The organism is Geobacillus sp. FSL W8-1251 (assembly GCF_038005945.1).
GTDB lineage: Bacteria > Bacillota > Bacilli > Bacillales > Anoxybacillaceae > Geobacillus > Geobacillus stearothermophilus.
In genome coordinates this window covers 336,027-360,000 of the sequence record NZ_JBBOUF010000001.1, presented here as the reverse complement: position 1 = coordinate 360,000, position 23,974 = coordinate 336,027, and the positions used below count along the sequence as shown (strand labels likewise).

Sequence of the window (23,974 nt, the reverse complement as noted above, 5' to 3'; positions counted from 1 at the left end):
CCTTTCTAAGGGGAAAAGCGAAGGCCGCCCGCCTATCGGCGAAACGCGCTGGAGGGCCTGCGAGGAGGCTGTTGCCGCCGCAGCAGGACCGAAGCGTCGCGAGCCGATGGCGGCCGGAGCTAGACAGTACGAAAAGCGGAAGCGCCGCGTTCGGCTCTCGAAGCCAAATGTTCTTCACCCGGAGGGGTGCTGGCACCCCGAGGGGGAAGGTTATTTGGCAGAAGAGAGCCAGGCGCTGGAGCTAGACAAGACGAAAAGCGAAGGCCGCAATGGCCAACTGTCGATACACAGCGCTTCTGTTTCGTTCAGTTTTGAGGGAGCGAGTCATGTTCTCTCAATGACAAAAATCGTTCCTTGAAAACTAGATAACCGGAAAGGCGGAGGCGAGCGTTTCGCCGCGATGGGCAAATGTTCTTCGCCTGCAAGGGTGCTTGCACCCGGAAGGCGAAGGTTATTTGACCCCGAGCGGCGGCGAGCCGACGCTAGACAATAAGGAAGAAGCCGAGAGCGCTGTAGGTTAAGCTAGAAAGGGCGCACGGTGGATGCCTTGGCACTAGGAGCCGATGAAGGACGGGGCAAACGCCGAAACGCTCCGGGGAGCTGTAAGCAAGCGTTGATCCGGAGATGTCCGAATGGGGGAACCCACTGTCCGTAATGGGGCAGTATCCATGCCTGAATCCATAGGGCATGGAGGGCACACCCGGGGAACTGAAACATCTTAGTACCCGGAGGAGAAGAAAGCAAACGCGATTCCCTGAGTAGCGGCGAGCGAAACGGGAACAGCCCAAACCAAGAGGCGTGCCTCTTGGGGTTGTAGGACCGCTCATTGTGGGAGTGAGAAAGGAACGGGGTAGACGAACCGGTCTGGAACGGCCGGCCAGAGAAGGTGACAGCCCTGTAGTCGAAACTTCGTTCCCTCCCGAGCGGATCCTGAGTACGGCGGGACACGGGAAATCCCGTCGGAAGCAGGGAGGACCATCTCCCAAGGCTAAATACTCCCTAGTGACCGATAGTGCACCAGTACCGTGAGGGAAAGGTGAAAAGCACCCCGGAAGGGGAGTGAAAGAGAACCTGAAACCGTGTGCCTACAAGTAGTCAGAGCGCGTTCATGCGTGATGGCGTGCCTTTTGTAGAATGAACCGGCGAGTGACGATGGCGTGCGAGGTTAAGCCGAAGAGGCGGAGCCGCAGCGAAAGCGAGTCTGAACAGGGCGAAAAGTACGTCGTCGTCGACCCGAAACCAGGTGATCTACCCATGTCCAGGGTGAAGGCCGGGTAACACCGGCTGGAGGCCCGAACCCACGCACGTTGAAAAGTGCGGGGATGAGGTGTGGGTAGGGGTGAAATGCCAATCGAACTTGGAGATAGCTGGTTCTCCCCGAAATAGCTTTAGGGCTAGCCTCGGGATGGAGAGTGTTGGAGGTAGAGCACTGATTGGGCTAGGGGCCCTCATCGGGTTACCGAACCCAGTCAAACTCCGAATGCCAACGACTTATGCCCGGGAGTCAGACTGCGAGTGATAAGATCCGTGGTCGAGAGGGAAACAGCCCAGATCGCCAGCTAAGGCCCCAAAGTGCACGTTCAGTGGAAAAGGATGTGGAGTTGCAAAGACAACCAGGATGTTGGCTTAGAAGCAGCCACCATTTAAAGAGTGCGTAATAGCTCACTGGTCGAGTGACTCTGCGCCGAAAATGTACCGGGGCTAAACGTGCCGCCGAAGCTGCGGGATGACCGTTGGTCATCGGTAGGGGAGCGTTCTAAGGGCGTTGAAGCCAGACCGGAAGGACTGGTGGAGCGCTTAGAAGTGAGAATGCCGGTATGAGTAGCGAAAACAGAGGTGAGAATCCTCTGCGCCGAAAGCCTAAGGGTTCCTGAGGAAGGTTCGTCCGCTCAGGGTTAGTCGGGACCTAAGCCGAGGCCGAAAGGCGTAGGTGATGGACAACAGGTTGAGATTCCTGTACCACCTCCTTCCCGTTTGAGCGATGGGGGGACGCAGGAGGATAGGGCGAGCAGGCGGCTGGAAGAGCCTGTCCAAGCCGCAAGGCTGATCCGTAGGCAAATCCGCGGATTGTAAGGCCAAGCGGTGATGGCGACGGAGTCATCCGGAAGTCCCCGATTTCACACTGCCAAGAAAAGCCTCTAGCGAGGGAAGAGGTGCCCGTACCGCAAACCGACACAGGTAGGCGAGGAGAGAATCCTAAGGCGCGCGGGAGAACTCTCGTTAAGGAACTCGGCAAAATGACCCCGTAACTTCGGGAGAAGGGGTGCTCGTTTGGGTGAAGAGCCCGAACGAGCCGCAGTGAAAAGGCCCAAGCGACTGTTTATCAAAAACACAGGTCTCTGCGAAGCCGAAAGGCGACGTATAGGGGCTGACACCTGCCCGGTGCTGGAAGGTTAAGGGGAGCGCTTAGCGGAAGCGAAGGTGCGAACCGAAGCCCCAGTAAACGGCGGCCGTAACTATAACGGTCCTAAGGTAGCGAAATTCCTTGTCGGGTAAGTTCCGACCCGCACGAAAGGTGTAACGACTTGGGCGCTGTCTCAACGAGAGACCCGGTGAAATTATACTACCTGTGAAGATGCAGGTTACCCGCGACAGGACGGAAAGACCCCGTGGAGCTTTACTGCAGCCTGATATGGAATTTTGGTATCGCTTGTACAGGATAGGTGGGAGCCTGGGAAGCCGGAGCGCCAGCTTCGGTGGAGGCGGCGGTGGGATACCACCCTGGCGATATTGAAATTCTAACCCGCACCCCTTAGCGGGGTGGGAGACAGTGTCAGGCGGGCAGTTTGACTGGGGCGGTCGCCTCCCAAAAGGTAACGGAGGCGCCCAAAGGTTCCCTCAGAATGGTTGGAAATCATTCGGAGAGTGCAAAGGCACAAGGGAGCTTGACTGCGAGACGGACAGGTCGAGCAGGGACGAAAGTCGGGCTTAGTGATCCGGTGGTTCCGCATGGAAGGGCCATCGCTCAACGGATAAAAGCTACCCCGGGGATAACAGGCTGATCTCCCCCAAGAGTCCACATCGACGGGGAGGTTTGGCACCTCGATGTCGGCTCATCGCATCCTGGGGCTGTAGTCGGTCCCAAGGGTTGGGCTGTTCGCCCATTAAAGCGGTACGCGAGCTGGGTTCAGAACGTCGTGAGACAGTTCGGTCCCTATCCGTCGCGGGCGCAGGAAATTTGAGAGGAGCTGTCCTTAGTACGAGAGGACCGGGATGGACGCACCGCTGGTGTACCAGTTGTCCCGCCAGGGGCACCGCTGGGTAGCTATGTGCGGACGGGATAAGCGCTGAAAGCATCTAAGCGTGAAGCCCCCCTCAAGATGAGATTTCCCACCGCGTCAGGCGGGTAAGATCCCTCGAAGATGACGAGGTCGATAGGTCCGAGGTGGAAGCGTGGCGACACGTGGAGCTGACGGATACTAATCGATCGAGGGCTTAACCTAGAAAAGCGGCGGCGAGCCGGAGCTAGACAATGAAAAGTGAAAGCGTCCCGGCTTCTTCCCGAAACGGTTATCTAGTTTTGAAGGAATGGCTTTCCTTCTTGACAACATTTATTTTTTAAGTATAATAAATGATGTCGAAACTGAATCGCTTGCCTAGTGGTGATAGCGGAGGGGAAACACCCGTTCCCATCCCGAACACGGAAGTTAAGCCCTCCAGCGCCGATGGTAGTTGGGGCCAGCGCCCCTGCAAGAGTAGGTCGCTGCTAGGCAAAGAACAAGCAGCCAGTTGTGCGTAATGCATAATTGGCTGCTTTTGTTTTTGTTGACCAAGTTTCTGGAAGCCTCCCGTTCTTAATAAGGTGGATGGATCACGATCCGCTTTTTTCAGAACTCCTATTTGCCCTTGGAAATGTTCACTCGTTCAATCTTTCTTTTTCGCCCTTCTCCTTGCGCATCATGCTGAATGACAATGTTAGTAGTGGAATATCTGTGAACTACCCACCACCTACGCTTCGCTTAGAGGTGGGGGCTTCAAGCGACTTGTGTGTGTTCGCTGAACGGTAAGCCACACACAAGAACCCTTTACGCTTCCCTTCGTTCCGAAGGTGTCCGTTCTAGCCATATTCTATCCTATTCGTTGGCTAACGCCAACCGAAATTCATCTCCCACTTTCACTGGTGCTGGCGCACCTTCACGTTTAGAAGTAGGAGACTTCTTTCGAAGGGAAGTTAAAGAGAATGCAAAATTTTTTTGAAGTACATATAATGTCCAAGTGGAGATGGTAATATATTGTTGGGGATTCATAATGGGACCATTTTAGGAGTATTATAGTAATTTGGGCTGATCGGCGTTTCGACAGTACAATGGGGGGATGAGCGTGGATGATCAGCACCCAAAGTCATTGCGGGTTCTATCCATTTATGAGAGGCTTCGCAAAGGGGAGGCGATTTCAAAAAAGAGGGAGGCGGAACGGTTTAGCGTCAACGAAAAAACCATTCAGCGTGATCTCGATGAGTTGCGTGCGTACATTGCCGAGATGTTCCAAGGTTTAATGGAATTGGAGTATGATCGGAAGAAAAATGGTTATGTGCTGAAGAAGGACGAAGAAGGATGGTTGACAAACAAAGAAATTTTGGTTGTCTCTAAAATACTGCTGGAAAGTCGTTCGCTGCCAAAGGAAGAGATGGATCGAATATTGAAAAAACTCATTTTTCAATCCCATCCGCAAAATCAACGGTTTATTCAGGAAGTGATCCAAAATGAACGTTTTCACTATGTTCCTTTGCAGCATAACCAACCGCTTATTGAAATCATTTGGGAGTTAAGCAGCGCTGTACATACGAAACGCATTGTTTTAATCAACTACAAAAAGGAAGGGAGCGATGCCCCCGTTGCCCGGAAAGTCAAACCGGTAGGCATTATTTTTTCCGACTATTACTTTTACTTGATTGCCTTTCCGGAAGATTATGATTTTGACTTTCCAACGATTTATCGCATTGACCGTATTGTCCGCTATACGATAACTGACGAACATTTTCACTATGATTACAAAAATCGTTTTGAAGAGGGGGAGTTTCGAAAACGGGTGCAATTTATGCATGCTGGGGAATTGATAAAAATCACCTTCCGCTTTTGGGGTTCGTCTTTGCAGGCGATTTTGGACCGTCTTCCTACCGCGAAAGTTATAGGGAAAGATGGAGATGCTTTTGTCATTGAGGCTGAAGTATACGGGCGCGGTATCAAAATGTGGCTGCTAAGCCAGGCGCAATATTTGGAGGTGATCAAGCCAAAAGAGTTTCGCGAAGAGATGAAAAGAACGATTGAAGAGATGCTGGGGAATTATCGGCAAGAATACGTTTGACGAATTCATGCTAGGGGATGAGCCGCTAGTCTTGCAGGTGAAACGATGTAGGCAAATGATTTTTCTATAATAATGTAAACGCCTTGTTGACTTTCATACAGACAGCGACAACACGTTGCCTATGAGCTTTTTTCGTGTGCTAAGAGGATTAGAACTAGAACCACCGATAAATCTCGAACAAAGATCAGTTATTGGGAAGGGGAAAAGATAAAGTATGAAAAAACGCTTATCATTCTTTTTGGCACTAGCATTGTTGTTCTCCACGGCGGCAGGCTGTTCATCGGAATCATCGTCCCCATCTTCCGGTGACAAAAAAGAAAGCCAAAAGCAAGAAACGAAGGCACCGCTATCGAAGGAAGAGTTTGCAAAAATGATTTCCGATCCGGATCAATACAAAGGCTCGAAAGTAGACTTCTATGCGAAAATTTTTGTTGAACCGGAAAGGAGCGATGACGGCGTTTACATTCAGGCGTTCGCCGATCCAAAAAATAGTGAACAGAACGTGATTGTGGTGGCGGATCCGAAAACGGATGTGAAAAATGAGGATATTATTCATGTTGTTGGAACAGTGAGAGAATCATTTGAAGGAGAAAATGCATTAGGTGGAACCGTGACTGCTCCTGTCATTGATGCAGAAAAAGTAGAAAAAACGGACTATATAAAAGCGTTTTCAAAGCCTTTGAAAACAATTGAGGTGAACAAAGAAATTAATCAGCATGGCTACATTGTTAAATTAAGCAAAGTTGAGGTTGCCGAGGATGAAACAAGGGCGTATGTGACGATTTCCAATCAAAGCAACGCTAAAATTAACTTCTGGGAGCATAATGCAAAGCTGTTAGTAGGGAATACACAGCATGAAAAAGCGGATAACTTTGAAGCAGGCTATCCAGAAATTCCTTCGGATATTTTGCCGAAAGCAACAGTTGATGCGATTATTCCTTTTCCTGCAATTGACCAGAATGAAAAGACGATTAAACTTTATTTTGAGGGAAGTTCAGAAAACTATGACATTACTATCGAACCGTTTCAATTTGAAGTTAATTTGAACTATATATATGCTCATTGAAAAGTTAACCTTCGTATAAGTGGTGCCCACTCCGGTTATACTGCTCCTAAGGAAAAGCATGGAAAAGGAGCGGAATTCTGCATGAAACGTCTCAAAATCACCAACGATCACGGATGGACACCTCGGACACTTCGCAAACAGGAACGGAAAATCAAAAACACCCTTCTTCGCCAACGGGTGATGGCGGTTCGCCTGGTCATGGAAGGCTATTTGGGCAAAGAGGTGGCCTCCATGGTCAACGTGTGCCGACAAACCGTTTCCCATTATGTGTCGCTGTTCAACGAAGGCGGTCTGGAGCTCTTGCTTCATCGGGATTTCGCCCCCGGGCGGGAGCCGTTTCTCACCGAAGAACAGCAGGAAGAGATCAAACAGCTTGTGTTGACCACCACTCCCGCGGAACTGGGCTGGGACGTCGCTTCGGCGTGGAACACCAAACTCCTGCAATCCTATGTCGAAAAGCACTTCGGTGTTTCCATTTCCCGCGAAGCGTTGCGAAAACTCCTGCACCGCAAAGGGCTGTCGTGGACACGGCCGACCTACACATTGGCGAAAGGCGATCCGGATCGACAAAAGAATTTTGAGAAACAGATCGACTTCATAAAAAAAAACTTAATGGATCCTGATTCGGTCTTGTTGTACCTTGATGAAACACATATCCGCTCTTACCATGTCTTGCGGTCCACATGGTCGGAAGTCGGCCGCCAAAAACAAGTGCCGACGTTCGGCCATCATGCCCACGTATCGCTGTTTGGCGCGGTCAACATCCACGATGGCGAAACGGTGCTTCATCAAACGACCGCTGCCAATGCCGCGACGTTCTTGGATTTCTTGAGAATGCTCAAAGAGCGCTATCCGGACCGTCTCATGGTCTTGGTGTTGGATAACGCCCGCATTCACCATGCCAAAATGGTCAAGGAGTTTTTGCAGGAAGAAGGGCAGTGTTTTCACTTTATTTACCTTCCTCCCTATTCGCCACAGCTGAACCCGATCGAACGCTTATGGAAATGGCTGAAAGATACGGTGATTGCCAATGTATTTCACAAGGATCGCAACGATATCATTCAAGCCATTACTCGGTTTGTCCACTACATCCACGAACGTCCGGAGGAAGTGCTGCAGCGCTTAGGGTGTGCAGGATGACTGAGAAGTTAACTCTTCATGTTGCATGTATATAAAATGCACTTTTGGAACGTGTTAGTGTAATAAAAATAAAGAGGAAAAGGGGGAGCGGCGCTGCACATTGCGCCGCTCCTTGCGTCTTGTTTACAGGTTTTGCCTGTCTTTCGTCACGGTTGTTCATTATGATGGCGGTTTCTCACGGCTGCAGGGATGGGAAGTAGGCTCTGCCGACGGAACAGACGATTTTTCAGCTTCATTTATATAAAGCCGGAAAATGTGCTGATTTTAGGTCCTTCGAAAATGTTTATCAGTTCGTTCCAAGGGCTGCTTCCGGATTTGAATTTAGAGGGCATTCAACAAATGACGTTTCAACAGCTGGCCTTGATGATTTTGCCTTTCTTGCCGAAGGGCCAGCTTGGTCGGTCGCATCACTGGTATTTTGAAAGCGTTTTGTTTGATGATGATGAACTAGAGCGAAAACGAATTGAGTTCAAAGGTTCGTTGTCTTTTATGCGGCTGCTTGACTGGTTTGTCGAAGGAATAAAGGAACGATACGAATCGCAGATGCAGCCGGTCATGGTGTTCGATGAGTATTTGCCATAGCAAAGGAATGGAATTTGATGCGGTGATGCTGGTCAACGTGAATGGAGAACATTTTCCTAATGACGATTTGCATGCCCGTCTCCTTTATGTTCTAGTCACCCGCGCCCAGCATGAGTTGAAAATATTTCGCTATTGGAAGGGCTCGTTCAGCCAACAGCCAAATCCGCTTCCAAGTTTGATGACATCTTATGAGAAGGCGGTGCATGCCCATCCCTAAAGTTCAAAATTTCTTCATTTTTTCTCCACAGATGATGGCGAAATATTCAACTATTTTGTAAAATTAAATATGTAGGTGAGCGTAGGTTTCCACTATTGATATCATAATTGTAGAGCAAAACAATTTATTATACCCGTGGTGCTAGTTGAGTGTCAGCGCTCAACCAGCCCTAGTGTGACCAAGGAATACGCCAACAAGATGCCATCGAGTGCCACTTCAAACCCGGCCATGGAATTCGCTCGAATGTCGGTGATCCGGTATTGGTCTACGAGAATCGAAAACACCGTCTCGATGACTTTGCGTTTTTTTCGGATCCATTCTTCCCATGCTTTGGATGGGCCGTGCTTTTGATTGTGTCGAGACGGTGTCCAGAACGCAGCTTGGTGTTCTTCGTACAGCTTTTCTCGAAGAGCGCGGCTGATGTACCCTTTGTCCCCAAAGTTGTAGGGATGAGGGATTTGAGTCATCACCGTTTCAGCGGCTTTGACGTCGTGGCAGGACGCTTCCGTCACGACATAGCCCATGGCCAGCCCTTGATTGGTCACTTGAAGATGCAGCTTGAAACCGTAGTACCATTGCTTTTTGGAAGCACAATACCCCATATCCGCGATCCCTCGAAATCGCTTGACGCGCTGCATTCTTGCGGGATGGCACAACGGAAGAGGCAAGCTGTCGACGACCGCATAAGCATGGTGTTGGCCACGTTTCGCCAGCTCATGACGGATCCATTTGATGGCGAAACCAAGCGCCCGGCAGCGGCGGTTGTATCGGGAGCGTTCAAGAAACGAGCCGTTTGTGAACAAATTTCCCGTGACAAAACGATGCCAGGCTCGTTCGGAAGAAAAGCCCAGCAGCTTCCCCAAAAGGTGAACCGCCATGACCACTTCGTCTTCTTGCTTGACCAAGTGACGGTTGCGGCGATGAAGATACATTTGAATCAACGACAGTTGGGCAGAAACAAAACAGAAAATAGCGGCATATTGTTTTTGAAGTTTGGCTGGATCTGTAGTAAAATGAAAGTGCTCTTGCATGGGGGATCTCTCCCATACCCATCAAGTTAAGAATTTTGGTCTTTGTGCATCGTCAAAAACATGGTATCCTTTCTAACGAACACTCCACGTTAGAAAGGATTTTTTTCATGGAAAAACAAATGAAAGCATGGATTCAAACCATTCGTCAACTCTTTTCTCCCGAAGAATTAACCCGTCTCGCACGGAAAACAGGCTTTATCCGGCGGCAGCGTTCGTTAACGGCGGAAGCCTTTCTGACTCTCTGTGCATGGGGAGATGGCTCACTGGCCAAACAGTCGCTTCAGCGGTTGTGTGCGGCCTTGACGCTCTGGCATGGCTGTTCCCTTTCAAGCGAAGGCTTGAATCAGCGTTTTACCGATCGGGCCGTGGCATTTTTGCGAGAAGTGTTTTTCCTTCTCCTCCTGCATCAACGTCCATTGCTTTTGTCAGCCATGGAGACCTATCGAACTTGTTTTACCCGCCTGCGGATTTTGGACTCAACCAGCTTTTTGGTTCCCGCTGACTATGGGGAAGACTATCGAGGTTCCGTTTCGTCGGGGGTGAAAATTCAGTTTGAATATGACTTGTTATCCGGCGCCTGCCTTCAGCTATGCGTTCAATCGGCCAATGACTCGGACGCTCGTTTTGCCTATCATGCCCAGCATACGATTTTACCGAATGACCTATGTATTCGGGATTTGGGCTTTTTCTCCGTTGCCGCACTGTCCGAGATCGACGCCCGCGGAGCGTATTATATTACTCGGCTCCGTTCCGATATGAAAGTGTATATCAAGGAGAATGGCCAGTGGAAGGAATGGGATTGGGAATCCCTTGGGAATCAATTAGAGGAAGGGGAATCAGTGGAAATGGAACATGTGTACATCGGACATGAACGCTTGTATGTTCCACGGTTGGTTTTCCGCCGTCTGACGGCGGAAGAATGGCAAAAACGGATGGCGTATGTGCGGAAAAAGGAAAAAAGAAAAGGGAAGGCGCTGGCACGCCAAACCCTCGAACAAAAGAAATACCACATCTTACTGACGAATTTACCACAAGAGTCGTTTGATGGTCAACAGGTTTATGAGCTCTATTCCCTGCGCTGGCAAATTGAATTGTTGTTTAAAGCCTGGAAATCCGTATTTGATTTGGAGAAAGTCAAGGAGATGAAAAAAGAACGTTTCGAATGCCATTTATACGGGACGTTGATTGCCATTTTGGTCACCCAGACGTTTCTGTTTCAAGCTCGGATGTATTGGCATCAAAAGGAAGACATTGAAATCAGTGAACGGAAAGCGCTCGATCTTCTCCAATCGTATTGGCACCAGTTGCTTTTGCGTTCGCATATGGCGGAAATCAACCTTTTCTCTCTCCTTTCCCTGTTACGAAAACATGCCAAGAAAGGTCGAAGGAAAGGGGAAGAAACGGCATCAGATATCTTAACGAAATTAGAGATATGGTAGAATTAGATATGGATATAAATACCAAATACCCCTCTTCTGGAGGGGTATTTGGTATGCCCAATAATGGATGTGATCCCCATCATTCACTGCGGGGATGAACACGAGTATCGTCTTAAAAATTTTATACCGCTAAACTTGACGGGTATGGGGATCTCTCCTTTCGAATGTTGGGTGACACTTTCATTCTACTGGAGATCCGCCAGCAAGGGCTATTTTTATGCTTGATCAAGTTTATCTAGCACCACGGGTTTTATTATATAAGTATATTTTTTGCAGTGCAAATAAAAGTGATATACTATAACTGAAATGTGTTATAATAATTCTCGTCATCTCCCCCAAGCGGCGAGGGGGAGTGCTGAAATCGTTTCGAGCGGTCGCTCACCGTTTTTTACAAATATGAGAGGATAGGGATGGTAAACATGGGCAACAAACAAGGAAAAACGGATGTCATTTTAATCGGCGCTGGCATTATGAGCGCGACGTTGGGGGCGCTCTTGAAGGAATTGGCGCCAGAGTGGGACATTGCCGTGTTTGAGCGGCTGGAGGAAGCGGGAGCGGAAAGCTCCAACGAGTGGAACAACGCCGGGACGGGGCATGCGGCGCTGTGTGAGTTGAACTATACGGTTGAGAAGGCCGATGGGTCGATTGACATCGGCAAAGCAATTAAAATCAATGAGCAGTTTTACGTCTCTTTGCAGTTTTGGGCTTATTTAGTCAACAGCGGTATTCTTCGTGACCCGAAAGATTTCGTCCGTCCGCTGCCGCATATGAGCTTTGTGCAAGGGGAAGACAATGTGGCGTTTTTGAAAAAGCGCCACGAAACGATGGCGGCCAATCCACTGTTTAAAGGGATGGAATTTTCCGATGATCCGAAAAAGTTGGCCGAATGGGTGCCGCTCATGATGGAAGGGCGGGTGGTGGACGAGCCGATCGCGGCGACCCGCATCGAATCGGGAACGGACGTGAACTTCGGGGCGTTGACGCGTCAACTGTTTGAACATTTGAAACGGAAAAATGTCAACATTTACTACCGCCATCATGTCGAGGATATCCAACGGACAAGCGATGGCTTATGGGAGTTGAAGGTGCGGAATTTGGACACGGGCGCGGTGGAGCGCCATGCGGCCAAGTTCGTTTTCATCGGCGCCGGGGGAGGCAGCCTCCATCTGTTGCAAAAGTCCGGCATTCCGGAAGGGAAGGGAATCGGCGGCTTCCCGGTGAGCGGGTTGTTTATGGTGTGCAACAATCCCGAGGTCGTCGAGCAGCACCATGCGAAAGTGTACGGCAAAGCGAAAGTCGGCGCGCCGCCGATGTCGGTGCCGCATTTGGACACGCGGTTTATCGACAATCAAAAGATGCTGCTGTTTGGGCCATTTGCCGGGTTTTCGCCGAAGTTTTTGAAAAACGGATCGATGCTCGACTTGTTCACCTCGATCAAGCCGCATAACGTCTTGACGATCTTGGCGGCGGGCGTGAAAAACATGTCCTTGACCAACTATTTGATCCAGCAAGTGCTGTTGTCGAAAGAACAGCGCATGCAAGAGCTGCGGGAATTCGTCCCGACGGCGAAAAGCGACGAGTGGGACATCGTCGTGGCGGGTCAGCGCGTGCAAGTGATCAAAGACACGGAAGCTGGCGGCAAAGGAACGCTGCAGTTTGGCACGGAAGTCGTCCATGCGGCTGATGGTTCGATCGCGGCGTTGCTCGGCGCGTCGCCAGGGGCATCGACGGCGGTTCATGTCATGCTTGAAGTGATGGAGAAGTGCTTCCCAGAACGGATGAACGAATGGCGGGCGAAAGTGAAAGAGATGATTCCGTCTTACGGCGAGTCGTTGATGAAAAACGAAGCGCTGTTGCGGCAAGTGCAAGCATCCACAGCCGAAGCGCTCGGATTGAACGGCCACTTTGCGATGCAGTTGGCGTAGGCCATAGGTCTTAGCAATGGAAAGGAAAGCCGAGAGCCCGTTGCTTAGAAGGAGCAGCCGCCTGGAAATGAAGGGCGGCTGTTTTTCTATTTCGTTTGCCGCTTGATGTCGGAGTCAACTACCCCCACTTAGCTAACGCTTGAAGCGGGGGCTTGCAACTCCCCAGAAGTGCGAACGGACTTCGTCCTCCTTCCTTGACTTGGGGTTGCATCAGGGGCAGGTTGACGACTACCCAACGACATAGGTCATGCCTATATCGCTACCGAGTGGCTCGGCATGTCTGTAGGCAGTACTTGACTTCCACGCACAACAGACGGATGTACGCTCGATGTTTTACGGTTGCAACGTTTCCTGCAACCAACTCCCTACATCGAGTAACGGGGATTGGAGTGCCTTGATTCAACGGTTTTCTCCACATTCTTATTCTATCATATACAAAAGAAAGGAGGAAGGGCGATTCCTCCCCGACTTTCGCTCTCGCTTAGAAGTCGGGGTCTCCTCGCCAAAGATGATGAAAGGGGCCTTGCCCTGTGGTTTTCAGATGCACGGCGGGGCGCAATCAAGTATACTGGAAAACAAAGACGTGAATGGAATAGCAATGGATCATCGAGGCTTGTTGAGACGATCTTGCGCTGCGGCCGCTGTTATCTTCCATGGAGAAGCAGTTGAAGGGGGTGAGGCTATGACGAGATGGGTGTCCTATTCAGAAAAGCGGCAGTTCTTAACAACGTTTTTGCAGCAGCATCGTTTGAAGCATCCCGATGCCCGATTTGTGCTTAAGTATTTGCTTCAGCACCCCCATTTGCTTGAGAACGTCCATTTTACAGAAACCGAGCAAAAGCAGGCGCGGTGGCTGATCATTTCGACTGCGATGGCGGAAGAGGAAGGGCTCGTCTTTTATCGGCGCGGTCAAAAAAGCACGAGTTTGGCCGCCATTATGGGCGATTTGGCGCTGCATCCAAATGAACCGCTCTATTTGACGCTTCATTTTCCAGGAAAGGCAAGGAATTTTTCGTACCTTCGGCTTATTGATCACCAAGCGTTTGAAAACGTCCGGCGGCACGAGCGGCATGAGAAAATGGCGAAGGCGGCCGAGCAAGTGCTCGATGAAGCGTTGAAACGCCATGAAGTGTCGATTTTGAAGATGCAAATCGATCAAGCGCTTGACCGCAAAGATATGGAGCTGTTTCACAAGCTGACGGAGCAGTTGAAAAAATATGAAGGACAAAGCTGACAAAACACGGTCAGCTTTGCCCTGACGGTGAGAAAGGGATATCAGTCGCTGCGTTGGCTATTGTCCATATCGTGGAAGCTCCCGTTGTTGCTTTTTCTGATCCCCCTCATTGAACGATCGGTGCGACGGCGCTTGCTGCGTCATAATCGCTTGGGTCGAGTTCCGTCGGCAGGCCGATGACGAGTTTCGCCAACTCCTTTCCTAAATACGGGCCGACGGTGAGACCTGAGGAGCCGAGCCCATTGGCGATATACACCCCAGAAAAGCCCGGAAGCGGTCCGAAGATCGGGAGAAATCCAGGCGTGCGCGGGCGAAACCCGACCCGTGTTTCCACGTAGGTGCACGCCGACAGCCCTGGCGCGACGGCGAGCGCTTTGTCCAGTATTTCGTGGATGCCGCCGGCGGTGGCGCGGACATCCATCCCCGCTTCATCTTCATGGGTCGTTCCGATGATGATTCGCCCTCTAGGGAAGGCGAGCATATACTGATTGTTCGGGGGCATGACGACCGGCCATCGGTCGGTCTCGCCTGCCAACCATTCGAGATGAACGATTTGTCCTTTTTGTGGAGTGACGGCAAACCGAACGCCCAGCGGCTCAAGCAGTTCGCCAGCCCATGCGCCGGCTGTGACGATGACCGCTTCGGCCGTGTATTTCGCTCCATTGACTTCCACGCCGATGACGCGGGAGCCTTCAAACAGGATCTGGGCGTTTCCGCGGATGTAGGCGGCGCCAAGCTTTTGGGCCGCGTTTGTGAGGGCGTCTCGCACCGCCCGGCCGTTCACTCGGGCGGCGCCGCTCACATAAAGGGCATGATGCTCGCCGACAAGCGGCGGAAACAGCTCCTTCGCCTCTTGGGGATGAAGCCGCACGATCTCTCCCATTTCCGGCGCGTCTTCGCGCCGTTTGCGAGCGCGCTCCTCCATTTGTTCCAGTTTCTGTTCGTCTGTGTGCAGCCATAGAGCCCCGACGCGTGCGTAACCGGTCTCCGTTTCCCCGTATGATTCCAGCTCTTCAATGAGGGAAGGATAAAATTTCGCCCCGCCTTTCGCTAACCGATACCATTTTTGGTTGCGGCGCTGCGACAGCCAAGGGCAGACAATCCCCGCCGCCGCACCGGTCGCCTGCCCTTTGTCGCCGCGGTCGATGATGATCACGTTTGCGCCTTCCTTGGCCAAATGGTAAGCGGTCGAGGCCCCTAAAATGCCGGCTCCGACGATGATGTACTTCATTCATGAACACCTTTTCCTTTTTTCTACTAGCATACCATAGACGGCGCCAATCGGGAACCGGTGTGGGCCGGCCCGAAAGCCGGCAGGCGTCAAAAAGGCGCCCGCGTCAAACGGTGTTCGGCATATCTTTTCCGTAAAAGATCTCATCCATTTCCCTTCTCAGCTTGGCGGTTGTTTCATTCGCTTCTTGTTCGCTCAAATCCTCTTTTGCATAGCCAAACAAGTAGTTGTCCAAGTCAAACTGTTTCAACTTGCATTTTGTGTGAAAAATATTCTCTTGGTAAATGTTTACGTCGATCATATCGTACTTTTCGCGAATGTGCTCCGGGATATAATCTTGAATCGACGTAATGTCATGGTCGATAAACAGCTTGTATCCGTGAATGTCGCGCGTAAATCCGCGCACGCGGTAGTCGATGATCATAATGTCGGCGTCAAATGAATGAATCAAATAGTCGAGCGCTTTGAGCGGCGAAATTTCCCCGCATGTGACGACATCAATATCGGCGCGGAACGTGCTGATTCCGTCATTCGGGTGGTATTCTGGGTATGTATGGACGGTGATATGGCTTTTGTCAAGGGAAAGCACCACCGCCTCCGGCAAAGGGCCGTCATCTTCGGGCACCTCGACGACCGGCCCCTCGGAAACGAGCATCGTCACGCTCGCGCCCTGCGGAACGTAATCTTGTTTGGCGATGTTTAACACATGGGCGCCGATCATGTCGGCGACACGTTTTAAAATATTCGTCAGCCGTTCGGCATTGTACACGTCGTCAATGTATTCGATATACGCCTCCCGCTCCTTCGCCGTTTTCGTATAGCAAATATCGTACATATTGAAGCTGAGCGATTTCGTCAAGTTGTTGAACCCGTGCAGCTTGACGCGCGGTGTTTCGTTCATCGACGGGACCCATCCTTTCGTTTTTTCTTAATTTGTCCCGTTGCTGGCGAAGATAGTAATTTTTCATTTGAAATGGAAGAAAACGGAATATGGGCTTGCCCTAATGGTCTATGGCCATTTCCGGGAAGCGTCCGCTTCAGCTTGCCCGTTTCGCTTGATATTCTTGAATGACCGACCGGACAATGTGAAGGGAGTCCCACTCCTTCGCCGAAAAAAAAGACGATCGGATATTTTTTCGGGAAAAGCGTTTCTTGAATTTGTTTCGGCGGCATGCCTTTTTCGTATAAATCGATGATGTTGCCTTGAAGTTCAAGCAAGTAATCGAGTTTTCGCTGCAAGGCCTCGCGCCCGTTTGGGAGATAGCCGGCATGGGCGCAGAAGACGTCGCCGAAATCGTATGTCAACGTGCGTTGCAAGGAGGCGATGATCGCCGGGATGTTTTCCTCGCGCAAGATGACTTTCGTTTTCTCCTGACAGTACAAGTCGCCGCTGAACAATTGCCCCGTTTCGCGGTTCAAAAACGCCACATGGTCGATGGAATGGCCTGGCGTCGGGATGACGTCCCACGTTGCGCTTCGCGAGGAAAACGTCGCGCCGATGGGCTTGGCGGTGAATGGATCGCGCTTGCCCCAAAACACTTTTCGGTATAGCGGATAGTCCGCCTTTTGCTGGCAATAATGGATCATCAGTTCGTGCATGTAGATGGGCAGGCCCATCTTTCGCTGCAAAAATGCCGCGCAGCCGGTATGGTCTTCGTGATAATGGGTGATGACGACTTGATCGATGTCTTGGTGTTGAAAAAACGAGGTGAATTCGTGCTCCATTGATTTGGCGCCGGTGTTAATCAGCACCCCATCGATGACAAAGCAGCGGACGGTGAGGCGGACGCCTTGAAACATCGCCGTTCCTTTGGCGATGCGCACGTTTTGCACGGTCTCCGTTTCAAACCGCTTTTTGATCACTTTATCGAGCCACATAGGGGAACCTCCTTGCCGCAAAAGTGGTTGTGTTCATTATACCATAGAGAATGAGTATTCATTCATTTTTGTTCAATCACCAATCGTTGTGTATCCCTTCTTTTACGGGGAATGAGCGCTCTATCAACATTTCCGGTTCGTTAGAATGACGGGGAAGGCGTTAATAGTAAAATGGTAGAAAACGATTCATTGGGTCATTTTGATGGAGAAGGTTCCCCCATTTCCACCTTAGGGAAACACATAGAGTTGCAATGGGGAGCTCGGGAAGCCTTCTGGCAACGGCGTTGTTCGCTCGCCCGACAGTCGATCCAATCGCTCTGTAAAAACTACAAATGTTAAAGATTCAAATTGCATCTATCCTGAAAATACCCGAACTTCAAAATGTGCAAGGTTTCAGAGTTCGACATAGCGGCATTTTCATCCCTTCGATGGTGACGAAATCTTTTTGTCATGGGAGTCTATATATTTATAAAAATAGGAATATATGATAAATTACAGTTATAATTCATAATATTCCATTGGGGATTTTTAACTTTCATAATTAGTCAAGGGGGAGCCACATGACATTATCGCAACTCAGAAGGCAAGCGAGGCAGGCGTTAAAAGGGCAATGGGGAATGGCAGTTCTTATCATGCTCGTGTATTTTGTGTTGAATACGGTCATCCCAACAGTGTTGGAAATGGTGCTCAGCGGTGGATGGAGCGCTTGGATGGCGCAAGAGGATCCGCCTTTTGCGGCCCAGCTGGTCAGTTTGTTGTATACGGCGGCGCTGCTTCCGCTCGGTATCGCGGTCTATTGGGTGTTTTTGGATGCCTATCGAGGGCAGCCGCTTTCGGTGGCGCCGCTCTTCACCGTGTATCGGCAAGGAAAGCTACCGCTTAAGTTGATCGGCGCATCGATTTTGTACGGCATTTTTGTTTTCCTATGGACTCTTTTGCTCATCATCCCGGGGATTATCAAATCATTGGCTTACTCGCAGACGTTCTTTTTGTTAAAAGACCATCCGGAGTATGGGGCGCTTCAAGCGATTCGTGAAAGCAACAAGCGGATGAAAGGGTATAAATGGAAGCTTTTTTTGCTTTATTTGAGTTTTCTCGGCTGGGGGATTTTATCCCTTCTGACGCTCGGCATCGGGTTGTTATGGCTGATTCCTTATGTGTACACGTCGCTGGCGGCTTTTTATGATGAGTTTATTCGTGTGCAGGAATAGACCATAATAGTTTCGATTCTTGGAAAAAACTATCCGCTAGAAAGGGGAATTTCTTTAAAGGATGAAAAATGTTGCCCGCAGCCAGTTCAATAGGTTGGCTGCAGGCCGTTGTTTGGTTAAAGCACGTACAAAAAGACGGAAGCAACAATGCCGACGTAAAGGAAGGTGATCGTTGTAAAGCCCATAATGTCGCGAATGCGTAGGCCGGCAATGGCAAGGAGCGGGATAGCCCAAAACGGTTGGATCATGTTGCTCCATTCGCCCCAAGCGACGGCCATCACCATTTTGGCTGGATCCACGCCCATCTCAAGTTTCTATGCATGTCGCTATGCCGATCTTCAAGGTGAAACAAGGACGAAGGCTGTGATCATTTCGATCATGGTGCATATCCGCGTTGTTTTGCCCATACACTGAAAGAAGAGGGGAAACAGGGAGGGAAGAGCGTGCAATTTTACTACGGCCCACACATGCCGCTGCGCGTTTTGGATGAGATTGAATTCTGGAAGCACCAAGAGGAAGAACATACGGTCGTCATTCGCGAGCTTGCGTCTGGATTGGAAGCGCCATATGTAGAAGCGTTGAAAAAATGGGAGGAGGCGCTTTCGGCTGCGCATCAGCACGCGGTCCGTTATATCGAATCGGTGGTTCGGGCCGGCCATTATGTTCCTGAACAACTGCATCAACAAGTGCTCCATTTTGTGTCGTACTGCCTAGAGCAGAGCCTTCAGTTCATCGAATTATGCCGGCAAATCAAAACCCGCAGCAAAGCCGTCAGCCAAAACCCGACCGCCAAGGTGGTGCTCGATCACATCATTCGCGAATCGGAGTATTTTGTCGGCATCGCGCAGTTGTTGCTGTACGGTACTCATTCGGCATCGCCTGCACTGCGGACAGATTCATCGGCGACGTCATAGATGCAATGTAGTATAATGGAATTGGGTGCTTCCACCTATTATGATGAGCCACGAGGGGGACATAGCTGTGATTGTCACGACCACCAATACCATTGAGGGAAAAGAAATTGAAGAGTATTTGGGCATCGTAGCGGGAGAGGTCATTTTGGGCGCCAATGTCGTCCGTGATTTTCTCGCCAGCATCACCGACATCATCGGCGGGCGGAGCGGAACGTATGAAAGCAAGCTGGCCGAAGGGCGGGAGATGGCGATCAAGGAGATGGTCAATAAGGCGAAGCATCTTGGCGCTAACGCCGTCATCGGGGTGGATCTTGATTTTGAAACGCTGCGCGATGGCATGATGATGTGCATTGCGACAGGGACGGCGGTGCGGGTGAGATCGTAAGAAAAAAAGCAGAGGGTGCTCCGCCCTTTGCTTTTTTTCTTTGCTCGTGCATGACGGATGTTTATGGAGTTGGGCAGTTCGAAAGAGGATTGACAGAAGAAAAAAAGCAGGTTATGATTCACATATATGAACAAATACTCATATGTTAAAATGAGAGGGAACGATGATGAAGGCAGAAGATCATTTGTTTTTAGATGAAAGCGTCGTGGAGGAAGTGTCGAAAATCTTTAAAGCGTTGGCGGATCCGACGCGGATGAAGATGTTGTATTTGTTGTCGCAGGAAGAATGCCATGTCGGCCATATTGCGGAAGTGCTCGGCATGTCGCAGTCGGCCGTTTCCCATCAACTGGCGCTGCTTCGGGCGCTGCGGCTTGTCAAATATCGCCGTGAAGGGAAATCACTGGTGTATTCGTGCGATGACGATCATGTCATTTCGCTGCTGAGGCAGGCGATTGATCACGCTCAACATCCATAAAAGGGAGAGAAGAACGATGCATCATCATGAACACGGCCATTGCGGCCACCATCACGGGCATCATCATGGCTTGGGCAGAGAGGGGAGCCAAAAAGGGCTGGCGGCCGCTCTTGTCATTACCGTCGGGATTATGGTTCTGGAGTTTGTCGGCGGGCTTGTGACGAACAGCCTTGCTCTTCTTTCGGATTCAGGGCATATGCTGAGCGATGCTGCTTCGCTTTTGTTAAGTCTGTTGGCGGTGTGGTTTGCGGCGAGGCCTGCGTCGCCGAAGAGGACATATGGATTTTACCGGTTCGAGATTTTAGCGGCGCTCGTAAACGGGGTTGCGTTGGTGGGGATTGCCGCTTGGATTATTTGGGAAGCGGTCGCGAGGTTTGTGAATCCACCTGCTGTCGCGAGCGGGCCGATGATGGCCATTGCTGTCATAGGGTTGCTGGCTAATTTGGCAAGCGCTTGGGTGTTAATGCGCAAAGGGGATGTCAAAGAGAACGTCAATGTCCGCAGCGCCTATCTTCATGTACTTGGCGATGCGTTAGGCTCGGTCGGGGCGATGGCGGCGGGGCTTGTCATCTGGCTGTTCGATTGGTACGCGGCTGATCCGCTCATTTCCATTGCGGTGTCGGTGCTGATTTTAAAAGGAGCGTTGGCCGTCGTGAAACAGACAGTGCATATTTTAATGGAAGGAACGCCGGCGGCGATTGACCATGGGGAAGTAAAAGCGGCGCTCTCCGGCATTGAGGGCGTGATCGATGTGCACGATTTGCATATTTGGACGATCACCTCGGGGCTTGATTCGTTAAGCTGCCATTTGCTCATTGAGGAAGGTTGCGATGGGCAGGCGGTTTTGCAGCGGGCGATTGATTTGATCGAGACGCGCTTTCACATTCGCCATGCGACGATTCAAATCGAAATGCCGCATATTCGCCATGGGGAGATGGAAGTATAGGGGAGGGCTGCCAAGCTTCTCCCCGTGTTTTTTAGGATCTCCAATTGTGTTGCAACGTTTCAAGGAAGATACGTACATTTTGCTTGTTTTCCATAATCGGTGCACAAATATAGGAAAACATTCGGTAAAACGGTGGATGGTTCAAGTGAACGATGGACAGATGGCCGTGCTCGATGTCGCGGGCGACGACGCTGCGCGACAGCAAGGACAGGGCGTTGCCGTTGATCAGCGTTTCTTTAATGCCTTGGTTGCTGCTGATGATCATGAGCGATTGGATTTTCAGCCCGTTCGAGCGGATGAAATGGTTGAAATATTCCCTTGTTCCCGACCCGACTTCGCGCGCCACCCACGCCTCGTTTTGCAGCTCGCCGATCGTGACTTCGCCTTTTTGCGCTAGCTCGTGCCGCTTGGAGGCGACGATGACGAGCTCGTCTTGCATAAACGGGTGGACGGACAATTCTTTTTCGTTCGTTTGCCCTTCGATCAAGCCGATGTCGACTTGATACGATTTGACGAGTTCGACAATTTCTTTCGTGTTGCCGATCATCACCTCAAGCTCCAATTCTGGATAGCGCTTTTGGAAATCGGGCAAAAGCGGGGGCAAAATATACTCTCCAATCGTAAAGCTGGCGCCGATGGTCAATTTGCCTTTCACTGAGTGATGGTGCTCCAAAATGTCTTGCTTCGTTTGTTCATAGAGCGCCATCATTTGTTTGGCGCGATCGTACAAAAGTTCACCTGTCGGCGTCATGCGCAACCGCTTCGGGGAGCGGATGAACAGTTTCGTCTGGAACTCCTTCTCTAAATTTTTAATGTGCAAGCTGACACTTGGCTGGGATAAATGGAGAATTTCCGCCGTCTTTGTGAAATTTTTCACTTCTGCTAACGTAATGAACGTCTTCAACTCGTCGTAATACATTGGCCAACCCCTCGCATGCAGCCTGACTGTTTTGTTGCGGATCATTATTAGTGATGTTAATAGTTTTGATAATTTATATTTATTTTACTAATGTTTTGTTTTGCGGTAAAGTGTAAATATGATATTTTGGATAAAGTATACTTTGTTTATAGGGATTAATGGAATTTGGCGTCCGCCCATGATGGCGGGTTAAGCAACGCCAATCGATTCCATCTTATTTTTATATTGTGAGGTGGACACCGTTGCAGCTGCAAGTAACCAACAGTCCGTTTAGCCAGGAGCAGATTGAGCTCTTGAACCGTTTGTTGCCGACGTTGACGCCAGCGCAAAAATTTTGGCTGAGCGGGTATTTGGCCGCCGCCGAGTCGACCGCTGCTGTGCTTGACGCCGAAGCGCCCGCACTGCTTGTCGGGGGCGGGAAACCGGTTTCGAAAGAAGTGACCGTTCTGTACGGTTCGCAGACCGGCAATGCGCAAAAACTGGCCGAAAAAGCAGGCAAGGCGCTTAAGGAGCGCGGATTCGAGGCGAAAGTGTCGTCCATGCTTGACTTTAAGCCGAATGAATTGAAGAAAGTCGAGACGCTGCTCATCGTCGTGAGCACGCATGGGGAAGGCGATCCGCCAGACAACGCGGTGTCGTTTTACGAGTTTCTCCACAGCAAACGGGCGCCGAAGCTGAATCATTTACGCTTTTCCGTCTTGGCGCTTGGCGATACGTCGTATGAACATTTTTGCCAGACGGGGAAAGATTTTGACAAGCGGCTCGAGGAGCTCGGGGGAGAGCGGTTTTATCCGCGCGTCGACTGTGACGTCGACTACGAGGAAGCGGCGGCGAAATGGCTTGACGGCGTGCTTGCCGAGCTGAGCAAGGGGACTAATGCCGAGGCCGCACCAGTGTTGTCGGCCGCTGCGGCCGTGCCGAAAGCCGAACCGGCGGTCGTCTATTCGCGGAAAAATCCGTTCTCGGCTGAGGTGCTGGAAAACATCAACTTAAACGGCCGCGGATCGAACAAAGAAACGCGCCATCTCGAATTGTCTCTTGAAGGATCGGGGTTGAAGTATGAACCGGGCGATGCGCTTGGCATCTTCCCGAAAAACGATCCGGAGCTTGTCGATCTCATCATTCAAGAAATGAAATGGAACCCGGAAGAAACGGTGACGATCGACAAAGACGGGGAAGTGCGGTCGCTCAAAGAAGCGCTCACGTCCCATTTTGAAATCACCGTGTTGACCAAAGCGCTGTTGCAAAAGCTTGCGCCGCTGTCGAAAAACAGCGAGCTTCAAGCGCTCGTCGCCCCAGGCAATGAGGTGAAGCTGAAAGAATACGCCAAAGGCCGCGACTTATTGGATGCGTTCCGCGACTTCGGCCCATGGGATGCGGCGCCGCAACAAGTCATCTCGATTTTGCGCAAAATGCCGCCGCGCCTGTACTCGATCGCGAGCAGCTTAGCGGCCTATCCAGATGAAGTGCACTTGACGATCGGCGCGGTCCGTTATGAGTCGCACGGCCGCCTGCGCAAAGGGGTGTGCTCGACGTTCTGCGCCGAACGCGTCCAAATCGGCGATACGTTGCCGGTCTTTGTGCAGCCGAACCCGAACTTTAAGTTGCCGAAGGATCCCGACACGCCGATCATTATGATCGGTCCAGGCACCGGAGTGGCGCCGTTCCGCGCCTTTATGCAAGAGCGCGAGGCCATCGGGGCGAAAGGAAAATCGTGGCTCTTTTTCGGCGACCAACACTTTATGACCGACTTCCTGTATCAAACCGAATGGCTCGCATGGTTGAAAAGCGGTGTGCTGACCAAAATGGATGTCGCCTTCTCGCGCGATACGGAGCGAAAAATATACGTTCAACACCGGATGCTCGAGCGAAGCAAAGAACTGTTCGGCTGGCTCGAGGATGGCGCTGTTGTCTACGTATGCGGCGACAAACAACACATGGCGCGCGACGTACATCAGACGTTGATCGAGATTATCGAAAAAGAAGGCGGAATGAGCCGCGAACAGGCGGAAGCGTATGTCACCGAGATGCAAAAGCAAAAACGATACCAACGCGACGTCTATTAATCTCAAAAGAA

The 23,974-nt window shown here is 50.8% G+C and carries 20 protein-coding genes, 3 rRNA genes and 1 pseudogene (1 of these 24 running past the window's edge); 18 read left to right on the top strand and 6 right to left on the bottom strand.

Features of this window, described 5'->3' with window-relative positions; genetic code table 11:
- From NSS88_RS01870 to NSS88_RS01830, 9 genes are all read left to right on the top strand, one after another.
- A 16S ribosomal RNA gene (locus NSS88_RS01870) occupies positions 1-5 on the top strand (it extends 1,554 nt beyond the left edge of the window).
- 209 nt (positions 6-214) lie between these two features.
- Positions 215-358 (top strand): hypothetical protein, encoded by a 144-nt coding sequence (locus NSS88_RS01865; protein WP_162489997.1) that lies wholly within the window; start codon positions 215-217, stop codon positions 356-358.
- Positions 359-515: 157 nt separating this feature from the next.
- Positions 516-3,443: ribosomal RNA gene (locus NSS88_RS01860) — 23S ribosomal RNA — on the top strand.
- 152 nt (positions 3,444-3,595) lie between these two features.
- Positions 3,596-3,712: ribosomal RNA gene (gene rrf, locus NSS88_RS01855) — 5S ribosomal RNA — on the top strand.
- Together the 16S, 23S and 5S rRNA genes form the textbook arrangement of a ribosomal RNA operon.
- A gap of 608 nt (positions 3,713-4,320) precedes the next feature.
- Positions 4,321-5,304: a helix-turn-helix transcriptional regulator gene (locus NSS88_RS01850; protein WP_049625228.1), complete on the top strand. Its 984-nt coding sequence runs from the start codon at positions 4,321-4,323 to the stop codon at positions 5,302-5,304.
- A 214-nt stretch (positions 5,305-5,518) separates the two neighbouring features.
- Positions 5,519-6,370 (top strand): DUF4352 domain-containing protein, encoded by an 852-nt coding sequence (locus tag NSS88_RS01845; protein WP_341082763.1) that lies wholly within the window; start codon positions 5,519-5,521, stop codon positions 6,368-6,370.
- An 81-nt stretch (positions 6,371-6,451) separates the two neighbouring features.
- Entirely contained in the window at positions 6,452-7,510 is a 1,059-nt protein-coding gene (locus NSS88_RS01840; RefSeq protein ID WP_339239467.1) for an IS630 family transposase, read from the top strand.
- 279 nt (positions 7,511-7,789) lie between these two features.
- Positions 7,790-8,092, top strand: a complete 303-nt coding sequence (locus NSS88_RS01835; RefSeq protein WP_049625230.1) for a hypothetical protein — start codon at positions 7,790-7,792, stop codon at positions 8,090-8,092.
- Between the two features lie 7 nt (positions 8,093-8,099).
- A complete protein-coding gene (locus NSS88_RS01830) occupies positions 8,100-8,309 on the top strand; it encodes an ATP-binding domain-containing protein (RefSeq protein WP_049625231.1) in 210 nt (69 codons plus the stop codon).
- A gap of 152 nt (positions 8,310-8,461) precedes the next feature.
- Here NSS88_RS01830 and NSS88_RS01825 read toward each other — a convergent pair whose 3' ends face one another.
- On the bottom strand, positions 8,462-9,340 hold the full coding sequence (locus NSS88_RS01825; RefSeq protein WP_289493462.1) for an IS982-like element ISGsp1 family transposase: 879 nt from the start codon (positions 9,338-9,340) through the stop codon (positions 8,462-8,464).
- Between the two features lie 107 nt (positions 9,341-9,447).
- On the opposite strand from NSS88_RS01825, the gene NSS88_RS01820 reads away from it, so the two are divergent.
- From NSS88_RS01820 to NSS88_RS01810, 3 genes are all read left to right on the top strand, one after another.
- The gene (locus tag NSS88_RS01820; protein WP_061580603.1) at positions 9,448-10,779 is read left to right on the top strand and encodes an IS4 family transposase; all 1,332 of its coding nucleotides are present in this window, start codon (positions 9,448-9,450) and stop codon (positions 10,777-10,779) included.
- Positions 10,780-11,189: 410 nt separating this feature from the next.
- Positions 11,190-12,704: a malate:quinone oxidoreductase gene (locus NSS88_RS01815; RefSeq protein WP_201027867.1), complete on the top strand. Its 1,515-nt coding sequence runs from the start codon at positions 11,190-11,192 to the stop codon at positions 12,702-12,704.
- A 682-nt stretch (positions 12,705-13,386) separates the two neighbouring features.
- A complete protein-coding gene (locus tag NSS88_RS01810) occupies positions 13,387-13,938 on the top strand; it encodes a YpiB family protein (RefSeq protein WP_055359040.1) in 552 nt (183 codons plus the stop codon).
- 106 nt (positions 13,939-14,044) lie between these two features.
- Here NSS88_RS01810 and NSS88_RS01805 read toward each other — a convergent pair whose 3' ends face one another.
- From NSS88_RS01805 to NSS88_RS01795, 3 genes and pseudogenes are all read right to left on the bottom strand, one after another.
- Positions 14,045-15,169: an NAD(P)/FAD-dependent oxidoreductase gene (locus NSS88_RS01805; protein ID WP_055359041.1), complete on the bottom strand. Its 1,125-nt coding sequence runs from the start codon at positions 15,167-15,169 to the stop codon at positions 14,045-14,047.
- Between the two features lie 106 nt (positions 15,170-15,275).
- Positions 15,276-16,070 (bottom strand): adenosylmethionine decarboxylase, encoded by a 795-nt coding sequence (gene speD / locus NSS88_RS01800; protein ID WP_055359042.1) that lies wholly within the window; start codon positions 16,068-16,070, stop codon positions 15,276-15,278.
- Between the two features lie 136 nt (positions 16,071-16,206).
- Positions 16,207-17,047, bottom strand: a pseudogene (locus NSS88_RS01795) (MBL fold metallo-hydrolase).
- 560 nt (positions 17,048-17,607) lie between these two features.
- Between NSS88_RS01795 and NSS88_RS01790 the strand changes: the two are divergent.
- On the top strand, positions 17,608-18,258 hold the full coding sequence (locus NSS88_RS01790; protein WP_013523504.1) for a DUF975 family protein: 651 nt from the start codon (positions 17,608-17,610) through the stop codon (positions 18,256-18,258).
- A gap of 116 nt (positions 18,259-18,374) precedes the next feature.
- On the opposite strand, the gene NSS88_RS01785 is transcribed toward NSS88_RS01790, so the two are convergent.
- A complete protein-coding gene (locus NSS88_RS01785) occupies positions 18,375-18,563 on the bottom strand; it encodes a TIGR00366 family protein (protein ID WP_050497536.1) in 189 nt (62 codons plus the stop codon).
- Between the two features lie 138 nt (positions 18,564-18,701).
- Between NSS88_RS01785 and NSS88_RS01780 the strand changes: the two genes are divergently transcribed.
- The 4 genes from NSS88_RS01780 (at position 18,702) to NSS88_RS01765 (ending at position 20,978) form a co-directional block, all read left to right on the top strand.
- On the top strand, positions 18,702-19,172 hold the full coding sequence (locus NSS88_RS01780; RefSeq protein ID WP_055359044.1) for a DUF2935 domain-containing protein: 471 nt from the start codon (positions 18,702-18,704) through the stop codon (positions 19,170-19,172).
- Positions 19,173-19,239: 67 nt separating this feature from the next.
- Positions 19,240-19,557 carry a YbjQ family protein gene (locus NSS88_RS01775; RefSeq protein ID WP_025951297.1) on the top strand — a complete coding sequence of 106 codons (318 nt, stop codon included), beginning with the start codon at positions 19,240-19,242 and terminating at the stop codon, positions 19,555-19,557.
- 166 nt (positions 19,558-19,723) lie between these two features.
- Entirely contained in the window at positions 19,724-20,032 is a 309-nt protein-coding gene (locus NSS88_RS01770) for an ArsR/SmtB family transcription factor (protein ID WP_025951296.1), read from the top strand.
- A 16-nt stretch (positions 20,033-20,048) separates the two neighbouring features.
- On the top strand, positions 20,049-20,978 hold the full coding sequence (locus NSS88_RS01765) for a cation diffusion facilitator family transporter (RefSeq protein WP_341082749.1): 930 nt from the start codon (positions 20,049-20,051) through the stop codon (positions 20,976-20,978).
- Between the two features lie 31 nt (positions 20,979-21,009).
- Here the strand turns inward: NSS88_RS01765 and NSS88_RS01760 are convergent, their stop codons facing one another.
- On the bottom strand, positions 21,010-21,897 hold the full coding sequence (locus NSS88_RS01760; RefSeq protein WP_049625584.1) for a LysR substrate-binding domain-containing protein: 888 nt from the start codon (positions 21,895-21,897) through the stop codon (positions 21,010-21,012).
- Between the two features lie 242 nt (positions 21,898-22,139).
- On the opposite strand from NSS88_RS01760, the gene NSS88_RS01755 reads away from it, so the two are divergent.
- Positions 22,140-23,963 carry an assimilatory sulfite reductase (NADPH) flavoprotein subunit gene (locus NSS88_RS01755; RefSeq protein WP_055359046.1) on the top strand — a complete coding sequence of 608 codons (1,824 nt, stop codon included), beginning with the start codon at positions 22,140-22,142 and terminating at the stop codon, positions 23,961-23,963.
- The last annotated feature ends 11 nt before the right edge of the window (positions 23,964-23,974 follow it).

Excerpts from the sequence above, each read along its gene's own strand:
- NSS88_RS01760 (WP_049625584.1), bottom strand. The coding sequence starts at position 21,897 with ATGTATTACGACGAGTTGAAGACGTTCATTACGTTAGCAGAAGTGAAA.
- NSS88_RS01790 (WP_013523504.1), top strand. The coding sequence starts at position 17,608 with ATGACATTATCGCAACTCAGAAGGCAAGCGAGGCAGGCGTTAAAAGGG.
- NSS88_RS01830 (WP_049625231.1), top strand. The coding sequence starts at position 8,100 with ATGGAATTTGATGCGGTGATGCTGGTCAACGTGAATGGAGAACATTTT.
- NSS88_RS01825 (WP_289493462.1), bottom strand. The coding sequence starts at position 9,340 with ATGCAAGAGCACTTTCATTTTACTACAGATCCAGCCAAACTTCAAAAA.
- NSS88_RS01805 (WP_055359041.1), bottom strand. The coding sequence starts at position 15,169 with ATGAAGTACATCATCGTCGGAGCCGGCATTTTAGGGGCCTCGACCGCT.
- speD (WP_055359042.1), bottom strand. The coding sequence starts at position 16,070 with ATGAACGAAACACCGCGCGTCAAGCTGCACGGGTTCAACAACTTGACG.
- NSS88_RS01840 (WP_339239467.1), top strand. The coding sequence starts at position 6,452 with ATGAAACGTCTCAAAATCACCAACGATCACGGATGGACACCTCGGACA.
- NSS88_RS01770 (WP_025951296.1), top strand. The coding sequence starts at position 19,724 with ATGAAGGCAGAAGATCATTTGTTTTTAGATGAAAGCGTCGTGGAGGAA.
- NSS88_RS01765 (WP_341082749.1), top strand. The coding sequence starts at position 20,049 with ATGCATCATCATGAACACGGCCATTGCGGCCACCATCACGGGCATCAT.
- NSS88_RS01820 (WP_061580603.1), top strand. The coding sequence starts at position 9,448 with ATGGAAAAACAAATGAAAGCATGGATTCAAACCATTCGTCAACTCTTT.
- NSS88_RS01785 (WP_050497536.1), bottom strand. The coding sequence starts at position 18,563 with ATGGGCGTGGATCCAGCCAAAATGGTGATGGCCGTCGCTTGGGGCGAA.
- NSS88_RS01845 (WP_341082763.1), top strand. The coding sequence starts at position 5,519 with ATGAAAAAACGCTTATCATTCTTTTTGGCACTAGCATTGTTGTTCTCC.
- NSS88_RS01810 (WP_055359040.1), top strand. The coding sequence starts at position 13,387 with ATGACGAGATGGGTGTCCTATTCAGAAAAGCGGCAGTTCTTAACAACG.
- NSS88_RS01815 (WP_201027867.1), top strand. The coding sequence starts at position 11,190 with ATGGTAAACATGGGCAACAAACAAGGAAAAACGGATGTCATTTTAATC.
- NSS88_RS01835 (WP_049625230.1), top strand. The coding sequence starts at position 7,790 with ATGTTTATCAGTTCGTTCCAAGGGCTGCTTCCGGATTTGAATTTAGAG.